Origin of the sequence: Streptomyces sp. NPDC048637 (assembly GCF_040650675.1) — a bacterium.
Lineage (GTDB): Bacteria > Actinomycetota > Actinomycetes > Streptomycetales > Streptomycetaceae > Streptomyces.
Map to the genome: position 1 here is coordinate 52,297 of NZ_JBEZHQ010000016.1, position 23,512 is coordinate 75,808.

Sequence of the window (23,512 nt, forward strand, 5' to 3'; positions counted from 1 at the left end):
TTATGTCCGCACTGCCCACGACCAGCCGCGAATGGCACCTCGTCGCCCGCCCCCACGGCTGGCCCACCCCGGAGGACTTCGCGCTGCGCGAGGCCGCGGTGCCCGAGGTCGGCGAGGGTCAGATCCTCGTCCGTACACAGCACTTCTCCGTCGACCCGTACATGCGCGGCCGGATGAACGATGTGAAGTCCTACGTCCCGCCCTTCCAGCTCGACCAGCCGATGGAGGGCGGCGCCGTCGGCGAGGTCATCGCCTCGCGCGCCGACTCCATCGCCGTCGGTGACCATGTCCTGCACGGCCTCGGCTGGCGTGAGTACGCGGTCCTGGACGCCAAGCGCGCCGCCAAGGTGGACCCGTCGCTGGCTCCGCTCACCGCCTACCTCGGTGTGCTGGGCATGCCCGGTCTGACCGCGTACGCGGGCCTGCTGGAGGTGGCGTCCTTCAAGGAGGGCGACGCCGTCTTCGTGTCCGGCGCGGCCGGTGCGGTGGGCAGCGAGGTCGGCCAGATAGCCAAGCTCAAGGGCGCCTCCCGGGTCATCGGCTCCGCCGGCTCCGACGAGAAGGTCAAGCTCCTGGTGGAGGAGTACGGCTTCGACGCCGCCTTCAACTACAAGAACGGCGACGTCCGCAAGCAGCTCAAGGAGGCCGCCCCGGACGGTATCGACGTCTACTTCGACAACGTCGGCGGCGACCACCTCGAAGCGGCCATCAACTCCCTCAACGTCCATGGCCGTGCCGCCATTTGCGGCATGATCTCGATGTACAACGCCACGGAGCCGAGCCCCGCGCCCCGCAACCTCGCGATGGTGATCGGCAAGCGCCTGCGCCTCCAGGGCCTGCTGGTCAGCGACCACTCCGCGCTGCAGCCGAAGTTCGTCGAGGAGGTCTCCGCCTGGATCCGCTCCGGCGAACTGAAGTACAGCGAGACCAAGGTGTCCGGCATCGAGAACGGCGTCGAGGCCTTCCTGGGCCTGCTGCGCGGCGAGAACACCGGAAAGATGATCGTGAGCCTGGAGGGCTGACGGAAGGCCGGGCCACAGCCGGGACGGGGTGGGGTTGGGGAGGGGAGGGGAGGGGAGGGGAGGGGGGAAGCCGGAGGGCCGTGTGTCTCCCCCTCGCCTCCTCACCTCCCTCACCCTCTTGCCCCCGCCCGTTAGGCTCGGCGGCACGCCGTCGCGATCCGTGGGCGCGAGTCGCGGCGAACCACAGGAGGATTCGGTATGTCCATCCAGACCGTCGACGTCGTCTATACCGCCGTCGCCACCGCTGAGAACGGCCGTGACGGCCGCGTCGCCAGCGACGACGGCAAGCTCGACGTGGTCGTCAACCCGCCCAAGGAGCAGGGTGGCAGCGGCGCAGGCACCAACCCCGAGCAGCTCTTCGCGGCCGGTTACAGCGCCTGCTTCCAGGGTGCGCTCAGCGTCGTCGCCCGCCGGGAGAACGCAGATGTCTCCGGCTCCCGGGTGACCGCCAAGGTCGGCATCGGCAAGACCCCGGACGGCGGCTTCGGCCTCACCGTCGAGATCGCCGTCTCGATCCCGCAGGTCGACGCGGCCACCGCCCAGGACCTCGTGGAAAAGGCGCACCAGGTGTGCCCGTACTCCCATGCCACCCGCGGCAACATCGAGGTCAAGCTGACCGTCGCCTGACCCACGGCGCTCCGGCGCTTTTCCACCGGGCCGCATCCCGTGACGGGGTGCGGCCCGGTGCTGTCTGCGACGGGGTGAGGGCGTGCATCGCAGGCAGGGCGCGGGGTGTTGCTCCGGGGCCGTGCTGCGGTCCTGCTCTCGGGTCCTGCTCTCCGGGCTTGCTCGCCGGGCCTGCTCTCCGGTCCGTTCTCCGGGCCTGCTCTCAAGGGGAGTTCGCCGGGGCCGCTCTCAAGGGGTGCTCTCCGGGCCCGCGTTCCAGGCCCGCGTTCCGGGCCCGCGGTCTGCCGGCGTTCCTGGCCGGCGTTCCGGTCCGGTTTCCCTGCATGTGCGGCCTCAACTCGCGCTATTCTTGCGGGGCTTCACCGCGTTCCTCCCTGCAGCTCCGCCGGCGGTCGGCCGGCGGGGGCCCTGGTCTCCGGGGCCTGTCCGGAGGAGCGAGGAGGAGCGATGGACGATCAGGACACGGAGCAGGAGAGCGACCGGTGGGCGCCGTCTGACAGATGGCAGGTCGTCATCGGTGCGCTGGGCCTGCTGGTGGCGATCGTCGCTTGTGTGGGGCAGTTCGTCCGGTAAGTACCGGGCCGGGCCCCACTGGGTCCGGACACGGCCGACGCCCGCTTTCTGGGCGGGACGGTCAACGGGGGAGTGCCCGGGCTCGACGCGTCCCGCACGTCCCGCACGTCTCGCGTTTCCCCGCACTCCTCGCGCTTTGCGCACCTGCCGCGTTCGCACCTTGCGCACCCGCCGCGGTCCGCGCCTCACACGCCTGCCGCCTCGCAGCCCGCCTCCGGCCCCGCGTCCCGTGCCCCTCGCGCCTCCTCCCCCCTCCCGCGCCCCTCCCGTCAGCCGCGCCCCTCCCGCCTCCTCCCGTCACCCCGGCCCCGCACTCCTCCCGCCATCGCGTACGCCCCCGCCCCGCACCCCGATGTGACGCAGGCAACATTCACCCCGTCTTGACGCACCACCCGTGTAATCGATTTCGTATCCCCCACGCCTTCCTCACGAAAACGATTACACGGCGATCAGGGCACACCGCTCCCCGCACGGGAGGCGCTCGCCCAGACAGACAGACAGACAGACCGCCCGACCGACAGACCCACCGACCCACAGACCCACCCACCGACCGGCAGACAGACAGAACGGCAACGGCGCCATGGCGAACATCAAAGATGTGGCAGAGCGGGCAGGAGTCTCCGTCGCCACGGTCTCCCGGGTCCTCAACGGGCACAGTCCGGTCGCCGAGACCCGCGAGCGGGTGCTCGCCGCCGTACGGGAGCTGGGCTACCGCCCCAACAACGTCGCCCGTGCGCTGCGCACCGCACGGACCGGTGCGCTCGGCCTGATCATCAGCGATCTCACCAACCCCTTCTTCACCGAGCTGGCCGACGCCGTCGAGGACGAGGCCCGCAGCCTCGGCTACAGCCTGGTCATCGGCAATGCCGGCGAGCGCCCCGACCAGCAGGACGATTACATCCGCACCCTGCTCGACCGCCGGATCGACGGCCTGCTGGTCAGCTCGGCGGGCACCGGCTCGGCGATGCTCAGCGAGGTGGTGGCCTCCGGCACCCCGCTGGTGCTGCTGGACCGCACCGTGCCCGGCGTCGACGCCCCCTGCGTCCGCGCCGACGGCCGCACCGCGCTCACCGAGCTCGCCGCCCATCTCGCCGCCCTCGGCCGCCGCCGCCCCGCGATCATCGTCGCCCCGGCCGGCACCCCCACCGGCGACGAGCGCCTCGGCCTCTTCCGTACGGCGCTGGGGGGCTACGGCCTCACCCTGCCCGACGAGCGGGTCGGCGCCACCCCCGACCTCCAGCACACCGGCGGCCGTCAGGTGATGAGCGCCTTCCTCGACCTCGCCGAGCCACCGGACGCGGTGCTGGCCACCGACAACCTGATGGCGCTGGGCGCGATGGACGAACTCCGCGCCCGCGGCCTGCGGGTCCCCGACGATGTGGCGCTGGTGGTCTACGACGACGTGCCGTGGTTCGCCCACACCGATCCGCCGCTGACCGCCATCTCCCAGCCCACCCGCGAACTGGGCCGGGCAGCCGTCCACACCCTGCTGGCGCGGATCGAGGACCGGCCCGCCGACTCGGTGCTGCTGCCGGCCCGGCTGGTCATCCGCCGCTCCTGCGGCGAGCTGCCCACCCCCTGAACAGGCCCGCCCGGCGCCCGGAGCGGCACTCCGGCTCCGGCTCCCCCGGCCGGGCGGGCCACCCGAGTCGGCCTTCACCGGCCACCCGAGTCGGCCTTCACCGGCCACCCGAGTCGGCCTTCACCGGCCACCCGAGTCAGTCACCACACAAGCCACCCGAGGAAGAGAGGGGCAGCGCATGACCGGCGTCAACGACGACGAACCGGGCGGCCGCGAACTGCTGCGCGTGGAGGGGGTGACGAAGTCGTTCCCGGGGGTCCGCGCGCTCGACGGCGTGGACCTGACCCTGCGCACCGGTGAGGTGCATGTCCTGCTCGGCGAGAACGGTGCGGGCAAGAGCACCCTGATCAAGATGCTCTCCGGCGCCCACCGCCCCGACGGGGGCCGCCTCCTCGTGGACGGCGAAGAGGCCACCATCCGTTCGGCACAGGACGCCGAACGGCTCGGCATCGCCACCATCTACCAGGAGTTCAACCTCGTCCCCGGTCTGACCGTCGCCGAGAACATCTTCCTGGGCCGGCAGCCGCGCACCAAGCTCGGTCTGGTCGACAAGAAGGAGATGCGGACCCGGGCCGCCGAGCTCCTGCGGCGCGTACGGCTCGATGTGTCCCCGAACACCCCGGTCGCCGAACTGGGCATCGCCCGCCTCCAGATGGTCGAGATCGCCAAGGCGCTCAGTCTTGACGCCCGGGTCCTGATCATGGACGAGCCGACGGCGGTGCTGACCTCCGAGGAGGTCGAGACCCTCTTCGAGATCGTCCGCGAGCTGCGCGACACCGGCGTCGGCATCATCTTCATCACCCACCACCTGGAGGAGATCGGCGCGCTCGGCGACCGGGTCACGGTCCTGCGGGACGGCCGCTCGGTCGCGGAGGTGCCGGCCTCGACGGACGAGGACGAGCTGATCCGCCTCATGGTGGGCCGGGACATCGCCGAGCAGTACCCGCGCCGGCGCCCCGACGCGCCGGGCGCGCCCCTGCTGCGGGTGCGCGGGCTGACCCGTCACGGCACACCGGCCGGGCCGGTCTTCGAGGGCATCGACTTCGAGGTGCGGGCCGGTGAGGTCGTGGGCCTCGCCGGGCTGGTCGGCGCGGGCCGTACCGAGGTGGTCCGGGCGATCTTCGGTGTGGACCGCTATGACGCCGGCACGGTCGAGATCGACGGCAAGGAGCTGGCCCGCGGCGATGTCCGGGCCGCGATGCGCGCCGGGCTCGGCCTCGTACCCGAGGACCGCAAGGGCCAGGGCCTGGTGCTGGACGCGTCCCTCCAGGACAACCTCACCCTCGCCCGGCTCGACCGCGACACCCGCGGCGGGCTGGTGGACCGGGGTGCGCAGCGGCGCGAAGCGGCCACCGTCGCCGCACAGTTGAAGGTCCGGATGAGCGGCCTGGGCCAGAGCGCCCGCACCCTCTCCGGCGGTAACCAGCAGAAGATCGTCATCGGCAAGTGGCTGCTGACGGACACCAGGCTGCTGATCCTCGACGAGCCGACGCGCGGTATCGACGTCGGCGCCAAGGTCGAGATCTACCAGCTGATCAACGAGCTGACGGCGTCCGGCCGCGCGGTCCTGATGATCTCCAGCGATCTGCCCGAGGTCCTCGGGATGAGCGACCGGGTGCTGGTGATGTCGCAGGGCCGGCTGGCCGGTGAGCTGTCGGCGGAAGAGGCCACTCAGGACGCCGTGATGGAGCTGGCACTCCAGTCCCCGCACGACACGAGTACAAAGCACCACGACGAGAGCGCGATGGAGGGCTCCGATGTCCACTGAGGTGAAGACAGGAGCCGCCGCCGAGGCGGTGGGACGGGCACCGGACCGGGACGGCTTCGGGCCGTGGTTCTCCCGGGCGGTCCTCAGGAACGGCCCGCTGGGCGGGCTGATCGCCCTGGTCGTCGTGATGGCGGTGCTGTCCAGGGACTTCCTCAACGGGCAGAACCTCCTCAACGTCGGCGTCCAGGCGTCGGTCACCGCGATCCTCGCCTTCGGAGTCACCTTCGTGATCGTCTCGGCCGGTATCGATCTGTCGGTCGGCTCGGTCGCCGCGCTGTCGGCCACCGTCGTCGCCTGGGCCGCCACCAACGAGGGCCTGCCCGTCTGGATGGCCGTCCTGCTCGGCCTGGCGGTCGGCGCGGGGGCCGGTCTGGTCTCCGGCGCGCTGGTCGCGTACGGCAAACTGCCCGCCTTCATCGCCACGCTGGCGATGCTCTCGGTCGGCCGCGGCCTGGCCCTGGTGATCTCCGGCGGCTCACCGATCCCCTTCCCCGGCTCGGTCAGCGCGCTGGGTGACACCCTCGGCGGCTGGCTGCCGGTGCCCGTGCTCGTCATGATCGCGATGGGGCTGATCGCCGCGCTGGTCCTGGCCCGTACGTACGCCGGCCGGGCGATGTTCGCGATCGGCGGCAACGAGGAGGCGGCCCGGCTCTCCGGCATCAACGTCAAGCGCCGCAAGCTCGCGATCTACGCGCTGTCCGGGGTGTTCGCCGCGGTCGCCGGCATCGTGCTCGCCGCCCGGCTCACCTCCGCCCAGCCGCAGGCCGCCACCGGCTACGAGCTGGACGCCATCGCCGCCGTCGTCATCGGCGGGGCCAGCCTCTCCGGCGGCTCCGGCAAGGCCTCCGGCACCCTCATCGGGGCGCTGATCCTCGCCGTCCTGCGCAACGGCCTCAACCTGCTGAGCGTCTCGGCGTTCTGGCAGCAGGTCGCCACCGGACTGGTCATCGCGCTGGCGGTGCTCCTGGACACGCTGCGCCGCCGGAGCGCGCGATGAACGCCCGGCGGAACACCTGGCGGAACACCCGGCGGAACGCCTGGCGGACCGTCCGGCGGAACACCCGGATCAAGGCGTCGCTGGCGGCCGGGCTGGCCGCGACCGTCACCCTGGGCCTGGCCGGCTGCGACCGCGGCGGCAACACCGACCTGGGGCTCGCGCTGTCCACGATGAACAACCCGTTCTTCGTCGGCATCAAGGAAGGCGCCCAGGCCGAGGCGGACGCCCGCGGACTGCACCTCAACATCACCGACGCGCAGAACGACCCCACCCAGCAGATCAATCAGATGGAGACGTTCACCAGCCAGAACGTCAAGGCGGCCATCATCAACCCGGTCGACTCCGACGCCGCGGTCCCGGCCGTCGGCGTCGCCAACCGGGCGAAGGTGCCGGTCATCTCCATCGACCGGGGCGTCAACGGCGGCAAGGTCGGCTCGACCATCGCCTCCGACAATGTCGCGGGCGGCCGGCTCGCCGCGAAGACCCTGGCCGATTCGCTCGGCGGCAAGGGCAAGGTGGCCTTCCTGGAGGGACAGCCCGGCACCTCCGCCGCCCGCGAGCGTGGCAAGGGCTTCGAGCAGGGCATCAAGAAGTACCCCGGTATCAAGGTCGTCGCCCGGCAGCCCGCGGACTTCGACCGCACCAAGGGCATGGACGTGATGACCAACATGCTGCAGGCGCACCGCGACATCGGCGGGGTGTTCGCCGCCAACGACGAGATGGCGCTGGGCGCGTCCAAGGCGCTGGGCGGCCGCTCCGGCAAGGACGTCAAGGTGGTGGCGTTCGACGGCACCCCGGACGGGGTCAAGGCGGTCCGCGGCGGCACCCTGACCGCCACCGTCGCCCAGCAGCCGCAGCTCCTCGGCAAACAGGCCGTGGACTGGGCGCTGAAGGCCTCCCGCGGTGAGAAGCTGCCGCAGTCGGTCAAGGTGCCGGTGGTGCTGGTCACCGCCGAGAACGCCGCGAAATTCGATGACTGACAGCGCGGCCCGGCACGTCCGGCGGGCCGCCGGGCAAAGACAGGTGAGAAGAAGTGGGAGAGCGGTGCATGTATGACGTCCTGGTGGTCGGCTCGGCCAACGCGGATCTGACGGTACGGGTCGACCGGCGCCCCGGCGCGGGCGAAACCGTGCTCGGCACGGACCTGGTCGAATCGGCCGGCGGCAAGGGCGCCAACCAGGCGGCCGCCGCGGCCCGGATCGGCGGGCGCACCGCACTGCTGGCGCGGGTCGGCGGCGACGCGTACGGGGAGCTGCTGCTCGGCGCCCAGCGCGCGGCGGGCACCGATGTCACACCGGTCATCGTGGACGAGGCGGCCCGCACCGGCACCGCGATGATCATCGTCGACCCGGACGGTGACAACAGCATCGTGGTCTCGCCCGGCGCCAACGCCGCGCTGACCCCGCAGGACGTGGCCGCCGCGAAGGACACCATCGCCGCCTCCGCCGTGGTCTCCCTCCAGCTGGAGATCCCCATGGAGTCCGTACGGGCCGCCGCGGCGGCCGCCGAGCAGGCCGGTACCCGCGTCGTCCTCAACCCCTCGCCGGCCCCCACGGCCGCGCTGGCCCCCGAACTCCTCTCGGTGGCCGATCCGCTGGTGGTCAACGAGCACGAGGCGCGGCAGCTCTCCGGGCTGACCGACGGCACCCCCGCCCAGTGGGCGCAAGCACTGCGCGACCAGGGCGCCCGCTCCGTCGTGGTCACCCTCGGCGGCGACGGCGCGCTGGTCCTGGACGCCTCCGGCGCCTCCGGCGTCCCGGGCGTACGCGTCAAGGCCGTGGACACCACCGGTGCCGGCGACGCCTTCACCGGCGCCCTCGCCACCCGTCTGGCCCGCGGCGACGGGCTGCCCGAGGCGGCGCGCTTCGCCGTACGGGTCGGCGCCGCCGCCGTCACCAAGCCGGGCGCCCAGCCGTCCTACCCGAGCCGGGCCGAGCTGGAGGTGCTGGCGCCGGAACAGCCACAGGGCTGAGGCCGGCCCGGCACCGCCCGGCCGTACCGGCGCCGCCACCGCGGCCTGCGCGGCTGCGCGGCCGGCCGGGCCGCGCAGGGACGGCAGCCGGCGTCACTGCTCGTCCCGCTCCTTCGGCCCGTACAGCGCATGGTCCGCGCCGGTCGCCAGCGCCCAGTAGCGGTCGCCGTAGGACCAGTGCCACCACTCGGTCGGGTAGTTGACCAGACCGGCGGCGGTCAGCGCGGCGTTCAGTACCCGGCGGTGGGAGCGGGCGGCAGGCGTCAGATCCGGCGCACCCGTGTAGCAGGCACCGTCGCTCTCCTCGGGGGAGGCATTGATCGGTGTCCCCATGTCGACCTCTTCCCCGTCGGCGGTGACGAGGGTGAGATCCACCGCACCACCGGCACTGTGCGGCGCGATCTCGGGCGGCGACACATAGCGGCTGGCGGCCCGGTGGAGGCGTGCGGCGTCCCAGTCGGGGTGAGCGGTGCGCAGTTCGTCCGTGTACTCCTCGAAGTAGTGGCGCTGCAGCCCCGGCGGCCGGTAGCCCTCGACGAACTGCAGGCGCAGCCCGTCCGGCAGTGACTTCTGCGCCGCCAGCAGCCGTTGGAGCACGCCGTCCCGCAGAAAGGCGAAAGCGCCCAGCGTGTCGTGCCGGTTCTCGGCCACCAGCAGCGCGGGCGCCGCGGTCCGTACGTCCACCAGCGGCTCACCGCACTCCTTGACGGGGATCGCGGCCACCGCCGGGTCCGCCATCAGCGTGATCCGGTCGCGGACATCGGTGAGCACCAGCTCCGCACCGTCCCCCGGCCCCGTCCCGGTCCACTCGGCGGCCGCCGCCACGCGTTCGCCGGACGGCAGCCAGGCGCCACTGAGGCCACACCCTGCGGGGCCGTTCCCGGTGCCCAGGCCGTTGGCGAGCAGCACGTGCAGCCCGTGGTCCCGCGCCGGCTCCGCATACCGCGCCACGCGCTCCGCCGAGCCGTGGAAGGAGCTGGCGAGATACACCCGGCAGCCGTCCGCCGCGGCCCGTGCCGGCACCTCGGGGAAGCTGTTGTCGAAACAGGTGGCGAGCGCGAACCGGATGCCGCCCAGGGTGAAGCGGCCCTCGGTGGTGCCCGGCGCGAAGACCGTGTTCTCGTCCTCGAACAGATGGATCTTGTCGTAGCGGGTGACCAGGGCGCCGTCCGGGCCGATGACGAAGGACGAGATGGCCGGGCGGGACCCGCCACCGGTGGCGCGGCCCGCCGCGTTCACGACCGCCGCGGCCCCGGTCGCCCGGCAGGCCTCCCGTACGGGTGCCAGCCGAGCATCGTCATCGGTGACGCTCATGCCCAGGGGATCGGCGGCTATCAGGTCCAGGTCGTAGTGCGTCAGCGCGAGTTCGGGGAAGACCACCAGCCCCGCGCCGCGCCCGGCGGCCTCGGTGAGGAGCCCGGCCATCCGGGCGGCATTGGCCTCGATGTCGCCCGGTACGGGGAGGAATTGTGCGGCAGCAATGATCATCCGCCCATGATGCCGGGCGGGCCGGGCAGGCCGGGCGGTCCGGCGGTTTTTCCCGCCGTTGGACCGCCTGCCTGTTGGGCCGCCCGTCCACCGAACTGCCCGCCCGCCGGGCCGCCCGTCCACCGAACTGCCCGTCCGCCGGGTACCGGCTACTTCCGTGCCGTCGTCCGCGCCTCCGCCGCTTCCGCTGCCGTCTCCGCTACCGCCTCCGACGCCGCGACCGTCACGACCGCCCGTACCTGCCCGGTGATCGCGATCCGGTTCCGTACGAACACCGGGTCGGTGACCTTGCCGTGCGCCGGGTCCGTGTTGCCGGGGCCGAACTCCAGCACCGGAGTGTGCAGATGCCCGCCGGGGATCGCCGGCCGTACCGCGTCCCTCAGCAGCGTCGCCCGGTAGGCGATCTCATTGGACAGATAGTCCCCGCCGCCCCCGGCACGGGCCGTGGAGCCCGGGGTCGGGCCGTCCGGCCGGTCGACCGGTGCGCCGCCGCCCGCCGGGATCTCGGTGACGGCGGTGTGGTCGACCACCGGATACGGTCCGGTGCCGGCCGCCACGATCCGCGCGTACGGCAGGCTGGTGGTCGTCCACTGCGGCTGCGGCCGCACGGTCGGCACCCCTGCCGGAATCGGCACGAGCTCCGTCCGCGAGGCCCGCGCGTTGTCCGGATAGCCGCCCCGCCAGGCCCCGTTGGTCCGCTCGACATCGAACTGTCCGGGCCGCCCCTGACTGACCGTCGTGAACAGATCGGCCTGCCGCGGCCCGCGCCGGAAGTGCGGCAGCAGGGTGCGCTCCACCGTGCCCGCCGCGAAGTCGGCCCACCGTACGGGGAAGACCGCGGTCTCGATCCGGGCCGGCTTCCCGGAGGCGGTACGCACCGTCGTCCCGTCCAGTGCGAGCGCCGCCGCGCCCGAAGGATTGCTGCGCCGGGCATCGGCGTCCAGCTGGAACGGGTCGAAGCCGGTCACCACGATCCGCAGGACGCCCTTCCCGGCGGGCAGTTCGATCGAGTCCTGCCCGCGCGAACTCCGCTCCAGCGACCCGAGCAGGGCGTTGCGCCGGGCCTCGGTCAGGTCGAACTCCGGCCGCCACTGCCCCAGTTCCTTCGTCATCCCGAGCCGTGCCCAGTACAGCGGCCGGTCGTCGTCGCGGCTCAGATCGCCCCCGCCCGGCCCGCGGCCCTGCGCCCGGTCCACGGCCCGCCGCCACAGCGCCCGCCCCTCGTCCGCGACATAGCGCCTGGCCTCCGGGTAGCTCGTCACCCGCGCCAGCCCGAGCGCGAACTCCCGCTCCCACACGTCGAATCCACTGCGCCGCAGGATCTCCCGCGGCGCCGCCTGCGCCAGCCGCCCCTCCTCCACCGTGGTGTCCGCCGCGGGGGCCGCGGTGGCCGGAGCGGTCAGGGACAGCGGGACGACGGCCGTCAGCGCGACACCGAGCGCGCCCATCCTGGTACGTATGCGTCTCATGGGGCGAGTAAAGCGGTGTGCGCGCGGGGGCGGAAGAGCCGCCGGCCTCGCCGCCATCCTGTTCCGGCCGCCCTTCGGCCCGGCCCTCGCCCCGGCCCGTGCGCGTCGGATGACCACGGATAGGGTTCCTGATCCGGTCCGGACCAGTCCGGTCCGGTCCGGTCCGCCGCGTCCGGCGCTTTCCACGAGACTCAGGGGGATCTCCGTGGCCACACCGCCACCACCGCACGGCCCGTACCCGTATGCCCAGCCGTACGGGCAACAGCCCATGGGGCCCTACCCGCACCAGCCCGCGGGCGCCTCCCCGCAGCCGCCCGTCGGCCCGTACGACCCACAGCCGGGGCAGCCGTCCCCGCCCCCGTACGACCGGCAGCCGCCCCCGTACGGCCCGCACTCGCACCCCCACCCGCACTCGCATCCCCACCCGCAGCCGTACGCCGCCGCCCCGGGCTGCCAGTTCTGCGGGGCCCGGCCCGCCGTGCAGGCCACCGTGCGCGGGCACCAGGGCATCCTCTTCCTGATGCGGTTCCTCAGCCGCGGCGGAATGTTCTGCCGCTCCTGCGGACTGGCCACCTACCGTGAGATGTCCGCGAAGACGCTGTGGCAGGGCTGGTGGAGCCCGCTGTCGGTGGCCATCACCCCGGTCACCCTGCTGATGAACCTCGGCCCCCGTGGCCGCTTCCGCAAACTGGCCGCCCCCGCAGGCGGTTTCAGGCCCTCGCTCGATCCGGGCAGATCGCTGCTGCGCCGGCCGGTGGCGCTGCTGTTCCTGGTGCCGATGGCCCTGGTGGTCCTGGCGATTCCCACCTTGTTCGTGCTCGGCGCGTTCGTCGAGGGGGCCGGCATCGGGAAGGTGCCCACCCTCGCCGTCGGGGACTGCGTGCGCAACGAAGGCGACTGGCAGGACCAGGATCTGGAAATCGTCGACTGCGGTTCGGCCGAGGCCGAATACAAGGTGACCCGCAGGCTCGACACCTCGGAGGACAAGTGCGTCAGCGGCGAGATGCTCGCCGACATCGAATACAGCCCGGACAAGATGACGATTTCCTGCCTCGCCTCCGCCCGCTAGCGGCACCCGGGCCTACGCGATCTACAGGGCTGACCTCAGGGGTCAGCCCTCGCCCGGCCCCTCGCCGGACTCGTCGCCCGGCCTCCCGCCGGACTCGCCGCCCGCCCCCTCGCCGGACTCCTCGCCCGGCCCTTCACCGGGCCCGCCGGCCCGCCCCTCCCCGCACCCGAGCAGCGCCAGGAAGTCCCGGAAGGCTGCCGGCATCTCCACCTCCTCCGGGTCCAGCAGCCATTGCAGCTGCAGCCCGTCCATCACGGCGACCATCAGGGGCGCCGCCCGCTCCGGGGTCAGACCGCCGGGCAGGGTGTCGCCGCATTCGGCCCGCAGCGCCTCGGCCATCGCGGCGCGTACGGCACGGAAGCGGGATTCGAAGAAGGCGCGGGCGGGGTGGTCCTCGGTGACGCTGTCGGCGGACAGCACCGTGTAGGTCTGGACGAGGCCGGGGCGGGTGGCGTTGTAGTCGACGAGCTGGGCGAGGGTGCCGGTGTGCCGGGTGCCGGCCGCCGCGGCGGCCGAGGCCAGATCCCAGCGGTCGCGCGTCTCCAGCACACCCACCAGCAGCAGCTCCTTGGTGGGGAAGTGGTGCAGCAGCCCCTGCTGGGTCAGTCCGGCGCGCTCGGCGACGGCGGCGAGCGAGGTACGGCGGTAGCCGCGCTCGGCGATCAGCTCCATGGCGGCCTCCAGGATGGCCGCCCGCCGCTCCGCGCGCTGGGTCTCGCGCCCGCCGCCGGCTCGCCGTGCGCCCGGTCCGCCGCCGCGGGATCCGTCCTGGTCTCGTGCAGTCACCAGCCGAGCGTAACCCTCCCGTGGAGATCCCGTACGACTGATGTAACGGAAAGGTAACGGTACCTACCGACTGGCAGGTGGGACGGTAAGAATCCGGACAGGGGGTCCGCACGTCCATAACAGGGAACACCGGAGAGCCGCATGACCGACGACCATCCTCACGGCCCCGCCGCTGACACCGCGCACCATCATGCCCGTGGCCGCGCGCACGAGCACACCGCGGCCGTCGAGCGGGCACTCGCCGCGCTCGACCTCGACACCAAGGTCCGGCTGCTGTCCGGCCAGGACATGTGGACACTGCCGGCCGTGCCCGCGATCGGGCTGCGGTCGCTGGTGATGTCGGACGGTCCGGTCGGAGTGCGGGGCCAGGAGTGGAACGCCGGGGACCCCTCGGTCACGCTGCCCAGTCCCACGGCGCTGTCCGCCACCTGGGACCCCGAGCTGGCCCGCCGGACCGGTCACCTGCTCGCCCAGGAGGCCCGCCGCAAGGGTGTGCACGTCCTGCTGGCGCCGACCGTCAATCTGCACCGCTCACCGCTGGGCGGCCGGCACTTCGAGTGCTACGCGGAAGACCCGCTGCTCACCGGCGTGATCGGCGCCGGGTATGTCCGCGGGGTGCAGGAGGGCGGCGTCGGTACGACCGTCAAGCACTTCGTGGGCAACGACGCCGAGACCGACCGGCTCACCGTCGACAACCGCATCGCTCCCCGCCCGTTGCGCGAGCTCTATCTCGCGCCCTTCGAGCACATCGTCGAAAACGCCCGCCCCTGGGGCGTGATGACCGCCTACAACCAGGTCAACGGCTCGACGATGACCGAGCACCGCGCTCTCGTCCAGGACGTCCTCCGCGGCGAATGGGGCTTCGACGGCTGCAATGTCTCCGACTGGACGGCCGCCCGCGACACCGTGCGCGCCCTGCGCGGCGGCCTGGACGTGGCGATGCCGGGTCCCCGTACGGTCTACGGCGCGCCGCTCGCCGAGGTCGTCCGTAAGGGTGAGGTGGCCGAGGCGGAGGTGGACGAGGCGGTGCGCCGGGTGCTGCTGCTCGCCGCCCGCACGGGATGCCTGGACGGGGTGCCGGCCGCGGTCGGCCCGGCCGAGGTCCCGCGGGGGATCGACGGCCGGGCGGTGGCCCGTGAGGTCGCCCGGCGGGCGTGTGTCCTGCTGCGCAACGAGCCGGTGGGCGGCGCACGGCGGGCGCTGCCGCTCGATGCGGCCACGGTCCGCAGCGTCGCCGTCATCGGGGCGGCCGCGCGTGAGGCGCGGGTGCTCGGCGGCGGGTCCGCGACCGTCTTTCCCGACGCGGTGGTCTCCCCGCTGGAGGGGCTGCGCGCCGCGCTGCCCGAAGACGTCGAGATCACCTTCGCGGCCGGCGCCGATCCGCGCTCCCGGGTCCCGGCCGCCCGCGAGGGCTTCGCCCTGCGCGCCCGCTACCTGGCCGCGGACGGCCGGCCGCTCGCCGAGAGCGCGCAGGGCTACGGCAAGATGCAGGTGATGGGCCGCCTCCCCGAGGGCGTCACCCGGCAGGACCTGAGCGCCGTCGAGCTGGCCGGCAGCTTCACCCCGCGGCACACCGGCCGCCACACCCTCGCCGTCGCCGGCACCGGTGAGCTGCGGCTGACCGTCGGTGGTGCGGTGCTCTTCGACGGCCGTTGCGCGCCGGAGGGCGGCGACCCCTTCGAGGCGTTCCTCAACCCCGCCGAACGGCAGGTGACGGCGCAGCTGACGGCGGGCGAGCGCATCGATGTCACGCTGCGGTTCGTGCCGGACGGTTTGGTCCTCGGGGAGGGGCCGACCGCGCTGCACTTCCGCCTCGGCCACCGGGCGCCGCAGGCCGATGCGGACGCGGAGATCGCCGAGGCGGTCCGCGCCGCGGCCGACGCCGATGTGGCGGTGGTCGTCGTCGGCACCACCGAAGAGGCCGAGTCCGAGGGCTTCGACCGCGGTGATCTGCGGCTGCCCGGCCGCCAGGACGAGCTGGTCCGCCGGGTCGCCGCCGCGAACCCGCACACCGTGGTGGTCGTCAACTCCGGCTCCCCGGTGGAGCTTCCGTGGCGTGAGCAGGTCCCTGCCGTGCTGCTGAGCTGGTTCCCCGGCCAGGAGGCCGGGGCGGCGCTGGCGGACGTCCTGCTCGGCGCCCATGAGCCGGGCGGCCGGCTGCCCACCACCTGGCCGGCCCGTCTCGACGACGCCCCGGTCACCACCGTCACCCCGACCGGCGGCCAACTCGACTACGCCGAGGGCATGTTCATCGGGTACCGCGGCTGGCAGCGTTCCGCCGCCGCGCCCGCCTACCCCTTCGGGCACGGCCTCGGCTACACGGACTGGGACTACGAGTCGCTGGACACCACCCCGGACTCGGTGCGGGTACGGATCCGCAACGCCGGTGACCGGCCCGGCCGCGAGGTCGTCCAGATCTATCTGGCGCCCACCACGGACGCTGCCCCCGATGCCCCGGAGCGCCCGGTGCGCTGGCTGGCCGGCTTCGCCGTCGTCGAGGCCGGTCCCGGTGAGAGCGTCGAGGCCGAGATCCCGCTGCCGGACCGCGCGTTCGCGGTCTGGGAAGCGGAGGAGGGCGGCTGGCACCGGGTCAAGGGCGTCTATCTCGTCGAGGCGGCGCGCAGCGTCGACGACCGCAGGCTGACGGCGGAGGTCACGGTCGGCTGACGGGACCGGAGGCGGGGGCGCTCCTCCCCAGGGACACCCCCGCCGGTCTTTGCGGCCCTTCAGGAGGGCACCACCGACACATCACCGCCGCTCGTGCGTGCCGTGACCTTGTGCGCGGAACTCTCGTCCTTCGGGACGGAGACCTTGCGGGTGCCGCCGCTCGTCTCGGCCTCCACGGCATAGGAGCCCTTCGGCAGACGGATGGTGACATTGCCTCCGCTGGTGCGGCCCGACACTTCGTCGGGCGCCGTGGACAGCGCCAGATCCACATTGCCGCCGCTGGTCCGCGCCTTCGCGGTGCGGGCCGTGGAGTCCTTGACGGTGATGTCGCCGCCGCTGCTCTCCGCGTCGATTCCGCCCGTGGCGCCGCGGACGGTGATGTTCCCGCCGCTGGTCCGCAGATGGACCGAGGCGTTGCGCGGCAGCAGCACCCGGTAGGCCACATCGCACCGGCGCCCCATGCCGCAGTCCTCGGCCTCAAGCGTCAGCCGGCCGTCCTTGACGCCGTGCTCGGTGCTCGGCTTCTGCTTGTTGTAGACGTACTTCTCCGTCACCTTGACCGGGCCGCCGGCGTCGACCGGGACGACCTCGATGTTCCCGCCGTGGGTCGTCGCCGACAGTGCGGTGACCTTGCCGGGCACGGTGTACGTACGCTCCGCCTCCTTCGTCGGGCCGGAGTCCGACAGCGAGCAGCCGGTCATCAGCGCGGCCAGCGCCGCACAGGACAGCACGAGATGAGGGGTACGCAGGCGGGCCATGGTGAGAGGTCTCCAGGGGCAGGCAACGAACGGAAACGGAAAGGACCGGACAACCGATCACCGCCATTGTTCCGTCCGGCCCGCCCCGTGGCGTCGCCGCACAGGATGACCTTCGCCCCGCCGTGCCCTTAAGGGTTTCCCGCACTCCGCGACCGCACCGAGAAGCCGTACACGGTCTCCGAGCGATAGGTCTCGCCGGGCCACAGCACCGTGCTGGGGAAGTCCGGGCGGTTCGGGGAGTCCGGGAAGTGCTGGGTCTCCAGGGCCAGTCCGGCCGCCGGCCCGTAGGGGACGCCCGAGGTGCCGGTCAGGGTGCCGTCGAGATGACCGGCGGTGTAGAGCTGCAGACCGGGCTCGGTGGTGGCCAGTTCCAGCGCGCGGCCGGACCGCGGGTCGTACAACTCCGCGACCGTACGCGGCGCGTGGCACACCCCGCCGTCCAGCGCGAAGTTGTGGTCGAAGGCGCCGCCCACCGCGCGCGCCGTCCGGAAGTCGAAGCGGGTGCCGGTGACATCGGCGGGGGCGCCGGGCACCGGAATGCCGCTGTCGTCGCACGGCGTGTACCGGGACGCCGCCAGCCGCAGCTCGTGCCCGGCGGCGCTGCCGCTGCCGTCACCGCCCAGATTGAGGTACGTGTGGTGGGTGAGGTTGACGACGGTCGGTGCGTCGGTCCGTGCCCAGGAGGCGATGCGCAGCGTGCCGTTGGGGGAGAGGGTGTATGTCACGCGCACGTCCAGCGTGCCGGGGAAGCCCTCCTCGCCGTCCGGGCTGACCCGGTGCAGCTGCACCCCGCCGTCGACCGGCCGGGCGTCCCACACCACCCGGGAGAAGTTCCGCAGCCCGCCGTGCAGGCTGTTGCGCCCGTCGTTCGGCGTCAGCTCCCAGGTCCGGCCGCCGAGCGGGAACGAGGCCCCGGCGATCCGGTTCGCATACCGCCCGACCAGCGCGCCGAAGTACGACCCGCCGTGCGCGACATACGAGGCGAGGCCGGCGAAGCCCAGCGCCAGCTGCCCCCGCGTCCCGTCCCGGTCCGGGGCCTCCACCGTCTGGATGATCCCGCCGTAGGTCAGGACCCGGACCCGCACCCCGCCGGGGCCCGACTCCAGGGTCCAGCGGTCGACCCGCGTACCGTCCTCCAGCGCGCCGAAGTGCTCCCTGCTGACCTGCGTCGTCATGGCTGCGAGCCTATGCCCGCCGGTCACCGGGCGGTGCCCGGGGAACGCACTCAGGTGCGGCGGCCGGGCCGGGTGATCGCGCGGAACGCCAGTGCCGCCAGTTCCTTCTGGCCGCCGGCGCCGGGGTGGAACCAGTCCCAGTTGCTCAACTGCCGCCCCGTGAAGCGGTAGTCGAAGACCGACTTGTCGAACCGGCACAGCGGGTCCGTGCCGCACACCTCCGCCAGCGCGGTGTTGTATGCCATCACCCGGCCCCGGACCTTCGCCCGCCGGTCGTGCGCCGCCGGCGTCAGATCGTCCGGATCGCGCAGCATGGACCCGCAGATGCCCAGCTTCCACACCTGCTTGCCGAGCGGGTTCTTGCGCCCTTCCGACCACAGCCGCAGCAGATCCGGCACCGCCGCGACATACACCTGGGTGTGCGGCAGGGCGCGCCGCAGATGCTTCATGGACCGCGCGAAGTCGGTACGGAAGGCCGCCGTCGGGGTCATCGTCCCCACGTCGCGCCGGCAGGCGTCGTTGGCGCCGATCAGGACCGTGACCAGCTCCGGCTTCCGGTCGACGGCCGCGGTGACCTGGTCCGGCAGCTCGCTCATCAGCGCACCGGTCCTGGCGAGGTTCCAGCTGTGTGTGGCGGGGTGTTTGACCAGCCGTCGGGCGAGGCTGTCGACCTTGGGGTCGGTGCCGGTGGCCCAGGAGACCTGCGGGCAGTCGGAGAGGACCGTACAGGCGTCGAAGCCGACGGTGATGGAGTCGCCGAGGGCCGCGATCGAGCCGGGGTCGGTGCGCCAGACGGGCGCCTTTGCGGCCTTCCGCTTGCCCGCGGCGCCGGACTGCGGAGCGGAGCCGTCACCGCTACAGGCGGTGAGGGCGATCACCAGTGCGGAACCGATGGCGACGGTGCGTGAGGTACGGAGGCCGAAGCGGCGCGGCCGGCGGCGAAACGGCCGATCGATCCGCGTCATCCCCTGTCCCCCTCCGGCGTGCGAGTGATATCTCTTCGGGTACCGACGGTACGTCACCCCCTCGACCGGCACCGCGCGATAGCTTTGCCCCGTGCTTGCCGGGCGGTGACCCAAAGTGGCAAGTGCAGTCGGCACAGACAAATTACATCACGTCATTTCCTGTCCCTTTTGCGGCAAATTCCGCCTAATGGTGTTTACTGTAGGTCACCAGCATGCTGGTGCCGAAGTGACCACTGGGGCAGAATGGCAACTGTCCCGGCCGCAACCGGAACGGGCACGAGGCCGCTGGGGAAGGCGAACCTCGAACCGCACTGGAGGTCCCGGTGACGACACGTGGAGTTCTGTACGTCCACTCCGCTCCGCGCGCGCTGTGCCCGCACGTCGAATGGGCCGTCGCGGGCGTCCTCGGTGTGCGCGTCAACCTCGACTGGATCCGCCAGCCGGCGTCCCCGGGCACCTGGAGAGCCGAGTTCTCCTGGCAGGGCGAAGCCGGCACGGCCTCCAAGCTGGCCTCCGCGCTGCGCGGCTGGCATCTGCTGCGCTTCGAAGTGACGGCGGAACCCTGCTCCACCGCGGAGGGCGAGCGCTACAGCTCCACCCCCGATCTGGGGATCTTTCACGCCGTCACGGGCATCCACGGCGACATCCTCATCCCCGAGGACCGGCTGCGCGCCGCGGTCGCCCGCTCGGCGCGCGGCGAGACCGAGCTGGCCGCCGAGGTCGCCAAGCTCCTCGGCAAGCCCTGGGACGACGAACTGGAGCCCTTCCGCTACGCGGGCGAGGGCGCCCCGGTCCGCTGGCTCCACCAGGTCGTCTAGCCGGCAACCGGCGGGCCCCGCCCCCGACACGCGGCGGCAGTTGCCTTCGAGCCCGCTCGACGTCCTAGCGTGCCGTCATGGCCGACAACACGTCATCCGACACTCTGTCCGTAGCGGTGCTCGGCACCGGAATCATGGGCGCGGCGATGGCCCGCAATCTCGCCCGGGCCGGTCTGGACGTCCGCGCCTGGAACCGGACGCGCGCCAGGGCCGAGCCGCTGGCCGCCGACGGTGTCCGCGTCACCGGCACGCCCGCCGAGGCGGTGGACGGCGCGGCGGTGGTCCTCACGATGCTGCTCGACGGGGAAGCCGTCCTCGACGCGCTGCGACCGGCCGCGACCGCGCTGACGCCCGGTGCCCTGTGGCTCCAGATGAGCACGGTGGGGACCGACGCGCTCGCTGCGCTCGCCCGGTTCGCCGACGAGCACCGCCTGCGGTTCGTGGACGCGCCCGTCCTGGGCACCAAGGCGCCCGCGGAGCAGGGCGCGTTGACGGTCCTGGCGGCCGGGCCGGAGGACGTACGGGAGCGCGCCGGGCGGGTCTTCGACATCATCGGGAGCGCCACCCGGTGGGTCGGCGAGGACGGTGCGAGCGGGGCCGCCAGCCGTCTCAAGCTCGTCATCAACAGCTGGGTGCTGACGGTCATCAACGGCACCGGCGAGGCGCTCGCGCTCGCCGAGGGGATCGGGGTGGACCCGCGCGACTTCCTCGCCGCGGTCGCGGGGGGATCGCTCGATCTGCCCTATCTGCGGCTGAAATCCGAGCTGATCCTGTCCGAAAACTACCCGGCGAGCTTCACGGTCTCCGCCGCCCGCAAGGATGCCCGGCTCATCACGGAGGCCGCCCAGGGGGCCGGGGTGCGGATGGATCTGGTGGCGGCGGACGCGGAACGCTTCCGGCGGGCCGAGGAGCAGGGACACGGCCAAAAGGACGCCGTAGCGGCGTACTTCGCGAGCTTCGACGGCTGAGACACACCGAGGGCCCGCCCGGTGGTCACCGGGCGGGCCCTCAGGGGGTGCTGAGCGTGCCTCAGACCGTACGGAAGGCGAGGACCACGTTGTGGCCGCCGAAGCCGAACGAGTCGTTCAGGGCCGCGATCCGGCCCTCGGCCGGCAGCGCGCGGGGCTCGCCGCGGACGATGTCGGCGTCGGCCTCCGGGTCGAGCTGGCCGATGTTGATCGTCGGCGGGGCGATGCGGTTCTTGAGCGCGAGGACCGTGGCCACCGTCTCGACGCCGCCCGCGCCGCCCAGGAGATGGCCGGTCATCGACTTCGTGCTGGTGATGGCCATGTGGTCGACGTCGTCGCCGAACGCCTTGCGCAGTGCCCTGAGCTCGCCGACGTCACCGGCCGGTGTCGAGGTCGCGTGCGCGTTCACGTGCACGATCTCGGCGGGGTCGAGACCGGTGTTGTCGAGCAGGTTCTGCAGCGCCGCCGCGATGCCGTTGCCGGACGGCTCGGGCTGCGTGATGTGGTGGGCGTCGGCCGAGATGCCCTGGCCGACGGCCTCCGCGTAGATCGCGGCACCGCGGGCCTTGGCGTGCTCCTCGGACTCCAGGACGATCACGCCCGCGCCCTCGCCGAGCACGAAGCCGTTGCGGTCGACGTCCCAGGGGCGGGAGGCGCCCTGCGGGTCGTCGTTGTTCTTGGACATCGCCATCATGTTGCCGAACGCGACGATCGGCAGCGGGTGGATGGCGGCCTCCGTGCCACCCGCGACGACGACGTCGGCGCGGCCCGAGCGGATCATCTCGATCGCGTAGCCGATGGCCTCGGCGCCCGACGCGCACGCCGAGACCGGCGTGTGCACACCGGCGCGGGCGTTGAACTCGATGCCGACGTTGGCGGACGGCGAGTTCGGCATCAGCATCGGCACGGTGTGCGGGGAGACGCGGCGTACGCCCTTCTCCTTGAGCACGTCGTACTGGTCGAGGAGGGTCGTCACACCGCCGATGCCGGAGGCGATGACGGCGCCCAGACGGTCGGGGTTGACCGACGTGTCCTCGCCCGCCTTGGCGGTGAAGCCCGCGTCCTTCCAGGCCTCCTGGGCCGCGACGAGCGCGAACTGCGCCGAGCGGTCCAGCTTGCGGGCCTGCGGACGGGGAATGATCTCGGACGGTTCAACGGCGATCTGGCCGGCAATACGGACCGGCAGATCGGTGGCCCAGTCCTGTTCGAGGGTGCTGACACCGGAGCGTCCGGCGAGCAAGGCCTGCCAGGTCGAAGCGCTGTCGCCACCCAGCGGTGTGGTTGCGCCGATACCGGTGACGACCACGGTGCGATTGGTCGCGTTCACGGGAATTCTTACTCCACGGGTAGAGGGGTCTGAATCGACGGCGCCACCGCGGGGTGGCGACATGCGCGGGAGCTGGATCAGCTCTGGTGCTTGAGGATGTACTCGGTCGCGTCGCCGACCGTCTTGAGGTTCTTGACGTCGTCGTCCGGGATCTTCACGTCGAAGCGCTCTTCGGCGGCGACGACGACCTCGACCATGGACAGCGAGTCAACGTCCAGGTCGTCGGTGAAGGACTTGTCCACCTGGACGTCCTCGGTGGGGATCCCGGCGATCTCGTTCACGATCTCGGCGAGACCGGCGACGATCTCTTCCTGAGTGGCGGCCATGATGGCGCTCCTTCGGTCATTTTAAGGGGAAACTGCGTTACTTGCGGTGATGATCCGTGCGGCGGCCGACACATCCGAAGACGTACGGTGCTGCGCAGATCTTGCCTAGGGGAGGGTAACGACCGTCGCGGCGTAGACGAGACCCGCCCCGAAGCCGATGACCAGCGCGGTGTCGCCGCTCTTGGCCTGTCCGGTCGCCAACAGCCGCTCCATGGCGAGCGGAATGGAGGCGGCCGAGGTGTTGCCGGTGGTCTCCACATCGCGGGCGACCGTCACGCTCTCCGGCAGCTTCAGAGTCTTCACCATCGAGTCGATGATCCGCATGTTGGCCTGGTGCGGGATGAAGACGTCCAGGTCATCCGGGCTGACCCCGGCCGCGTCCAGCGCCTGCTGGGCGACCTTCGCCATCTCGAACACCGCCCACCGGAAGACCGCCTGGCCCTCCTGGGTGATGGCGGGGTAGCGGATCTCCTCCGGAGCCGGGCGCCCCTCGGGGGCGTCCCCTCCGGGGACCGGGGTGGGGCGGTAGACGTCCCAGCCCAGCGTCTGCTTGATGGTCTCGGCCTTGTCGCCCTCCGAACCCCAGACCGTCGGGCCGATCGCGGGCTCGTTGGCCGGGCCGACGATCACCGCGCCGGCCCCGTCACCGAAGAGGAAGGCCGTCGCACGGTCCTCCAGGTCGGTCAGGTCCGAGAGCCGCTCCACGCCGAGGACCAGCACATACTCCGCCGAGCCCTCGGTCACCAGGCCCTTGGCCAGGGTCAGGCCGTAGCCGAAGCCCGCACAGCCCGCCGAGATGTCGAACGCGGCCGGCTTGCCGGCACCGATACGGTGCGCGATCTCGGTCGCGATCGCCGGGGTCTGCTTGAAGTGCGAAACGGTGGAGACGATCACGGCGCCGATCTGCTCGGGCGTGATGCCGGCGTCGGCGATGGCCTTGCCGGACGCCTCGACCGACATGGTCGCGACGGTCTCCTCGGGGCCCGCCCAGTGGCGGGTCGCGATACCGGACCGCGAGCGGATCCACTCGTCGGACGAGTCGATGTGCTTGAGGATCTCCTCGTTCGGCACGACACGGGTCGGGCGGTAGCCGCCGACGCCCATGATCCGCGCGTACGGGGCGCCCTTCGAGGGCTTGATCTTCGAGGTCATGCG

General features: G+C 72.4%; 19 protein-coding genes and 1 pseudogene. 11 read left to right on the forward strand and 9 right to left on the reverse strand.

Translation table 11 applies throughout. The features are described 5' to 3' along the window. The first annotated feature begins 2 nt into the window (after nt 1–2). The 7 genes and pseudogenes from AB0C46_RS20775 to AB0C46_RS20805 all read left to right on the forward strand — a co-directional run bounded on the left by AB0C46_RS20775 (nt 3) and on the right by AB0C46_RS20805 (nt 8,541). Nucleotides 3–1,022, forward strand: coding sequence for an NADP-dependent oxidoreductase (locus AB0C46_RS20775; protein ID WP_362829390.1), 1,020 nt, complete (start codon nt 3–5; stop codon nt 1,020–1,022). A gap of 198 nt (nt 1,023–1,220) precedes the next feature. After that, entirely contained in the window at nt 1,221–1,649 is a 429-nt protein-coding gene (locus tag AB0C46_RS20780; RefSeq protein WP_168478972.1) for an organic hydroperoxide resistance protein, read from the forward strand. Nucleotides 1,650–2,096: 447 nt separating this feature from the next. Further along, nucleotides 2,097–2,222, forward strand: a complete 126-nt coding sequence (locus tag AB0C46_RS20785) for a hypothetical protein (RefSeq protein ID WP_362829391.1) — start codon at nt 2,097–2,099, stop codon at nt 2,220–2,222. A 580-nt stretch (nt 2,223–2,802) separates the two neighbouring features. Then, the gene (locus tag AB0C46_RS20790) at nt 2,803–3,804 is read left to right on the forward strand and encodes a LacI family DNA-binding transcriptional regulator (protein WP_362829392.1); all 1,002 of its coding nucleotides are present in this window, start codon (nt 2,803–2,805) and stop codon (nt 3,802–3,804) included. A gap of 178 nt (nt 3,805–3,982) precedes the next feature. Further along, a complete protein-coding gene (locus tag AB0C46_RS20795) occupies nt 3,983–5,572 on the forward strand; it encodes a sugar ABC transporter ATP-binding protein (protein WP_362829393.1) in 1,590 nt (529 codons plus the stop codon). A 28-nt stretch (nt 5,573–5,600) separates the two neighbouring features. Then, nucleotides 5,601–7,549, forward strand: a pseudogene (locus AB0C46_RS20800) (substrate-binding domain-containing protein). A 68-nt stretch (nt 7,550–7,617) separates the two neighbouring features. Continuing rightward, nucleotides 7,618–8,541, forward strand: coding sequence for a ribokinase (locus tag AB0C46_RS20805; RefSeq protein WP_362829394.1), 924 nt, complete (start codon nt 7,618–7,620; stop codon nt 8,539–8,541). A 93-nt stretch (nt 8,542–8,634) separates the two neighbouring features. Here AB0C46_RS20805 and AB0C46_RS20810 read toward each other — a convergent pair whose 3' ends face one another. Both AB0C46_RS20810 and AB0C46_RS20815 read right to left on the reverse strand, forming a co-directional pair. Continuing rightward, the gene (locus tag AB0C46_RS20810; RefSeq protein ID WP_362829395.1) at nt 8,635–10,029 is read right to left on the reverse strand and encodes a nitrilase-related carbon-nitrogen hydrolase; all 1,395 of its coding nucleotides are present in this window, start codon (nt 10,027–10,029) and stop codon (nt 8,635–8,637) included. Nucleotides 10,030–10,178: 149 nt separating this feature from the next. Beyond that, complete coding sequence (locus AB0C46_RS20815) at nt 10,179–11,498, reverse strand: pyroglutamyl peptidase (RefSeq protein WP_362829397.1); 1,320 nt, start codon at nt 11,496–11,498, stop codon at nt 10,179–10,181. Nucleotides 11,499–11,703: 205 nt separating this feature from the next. Here AB0C46_RS20815 and AB0C46_RS20820 point away from each other — a divergent pair, with 205 nt between their 5' ends. Then, on the forward strand, nt 11,704–12,567 hold the full coding sequence (locus AB0C46_RS20820; RefSeq protein WP_362829398.1) for a hypothetical protein: 864 nt from the start codon (nt 11,704–11,706) through the stop codon (nt 12,565–12,567). A 42-nt stretch (nt 12,568–12,609) separates the two neighbouring features. On the opposite strand, the gene AB0C46_RS20825 is transcribed toward AB0C46_RS20820, so the two are convergent. Continuing rightward, the gene (locus AB0C46_RS20825) at nt 12,610–13,353 is read right to left on the reverse strand and encodes a TetR/AcrR family transcriptional regulator (RefSeq protein ID WP_362829400.1); all 744 of its coding nucleotides are present in this window, start codon (nt 13,351–13,353) and stop codon (nt 12,610–12,612) included. A gap of 141 nt (nt 13,354–13,494) precedes the next feature. On the opposite strand from AB0C46_RS20825, the gene AB0C46_RS20830 reads away from it, so the two are divergent. Further along, on the forward strand, nt 13,495–16,020 hold the full coding sequence (locus AB0C46_RS20830) for a glycoside hydrolase family 3 C-terminal domain-containing protein (protein WP_362829401.1): 2,526 nt from the start codon (nt 13,495–13,497) through the stop codon (nt 16,018–16,020). Between the two features lie 59 nt (nt 16,021–16,079). Here the strand turns inward: AB0C46_RS20830 and AB0C46_RS20835 are convergent, their stop codons facing one another. The 3 genes from AB0C46_RS20835 to AB0C46_RS20845 all read right to left on the reverse strand — a co-directional run bounded on the left by AB0C46_RS20835 (nt 16,080) and on the right by AB0C46_RS20845 (nt 18,918). Beyond that, nucleotides 16,080–16,778, reverse strand: a complete 699-nt coding sequence (locus tag AB0C46_RS20835; protein WP_362829402.1) for a DUF4097 family beta strand repeat-containing protein — start codon at nt 16,776–16,778, stop codon at nt 16,080–16,082. Between the two features lie 128 nt (nt 16,779–16,906). Then, nucleotides 16,907–17,953: an aldose epimerase family protein gene (locus tag AB0C46_RS20840; RefSeq protein WP_362829404.1), complete on the reverse strand. Its 1,047-nt coding sequence runs from the start codon at nt 17,951–17,953 to the stop codon at nt 16,907–16,909. Nucleotides 17,954–18,003: 50 nt separating this feature from the next. Next, complete coding sequence (locus AB0C46_RS20845) at nt 18,004–18,918, reverse strand: SGNH/GDSL hydrolase family protein (protein WP_362829406.1); 915 nt, start codon at nt 18,916–18,918, stop codon at nt 18,004–18,006. Between the two features lie 323 nt (nt 18,919–19,241). On the opposite strand from AB0C46_RS20845, the gene AB0C46_RS20850 reads away from it, so the two are divergent. Continuing rightward, nucleotides 19,242–19,736, forward strand: a complete 495-nt coding sequence (locus AB0C46_RS20850) for a DUF3145 domain-containing protein (protein ID WP_018088059.1) — start codon at nt 19,242–19,244, stop codon at nt 19,734–19,736. Between the two features lie 77 nt (nt 19,737–19,813). Beyond that, entirely contained in the window at nt 19,814–20,704 is an 891-nt protein-coding gene (locus AB0C46_RS20855) for an NAD(P)-dependent oxidoreductase (protein ID WP_362829407.1), read from the forward strand. Between the two features lie 61 nt (nt 20,705–20,765). Here AB0C46_RS20855 and fabF read toward each other — a convergent pair whose 3' ends face one another. From fabF to AB0C46_RS20870, 3 genes are all read right to left on the reverse strand, one after another. Next, nucleotides 20,766–22,031, reverse strand: coding sequence for a beta-ketoacyl-ACP synthase II (gene fabF / locus AB0C46_RS20860; RefSeq protein ID WP_362829408.1), 1,266 nt, complete (start codon nt 22,029–22,031; stop codon nt 20,766–20,768). A gap of 77 nt (nt 22,032–22,108) precedes the next feature. Beyond that, entirely contained in the window at nt 22,109–22,357 is a 249-nt protein-coding gene (locus AB0C46_RS20865) for an acyl carrier protein (protein ID WP_030991425.1), read from the reverse strand. Nucleotides 22,358–22,462: 105 nt separating this feature from the next. Continuing rightward, complete coding sequence (locus tag AB0C46_RS20870) at nt 22,463–23,509, reverse strand: ketoacyl-ACP synthase III (protein WP_018088055.1); 1,047 nt, start codon at nt 23,507–23,509, stop codon at nt 22,463–22,465. Nucleotides 23,510–23,512: the final 3 nt, after the last annotated feature.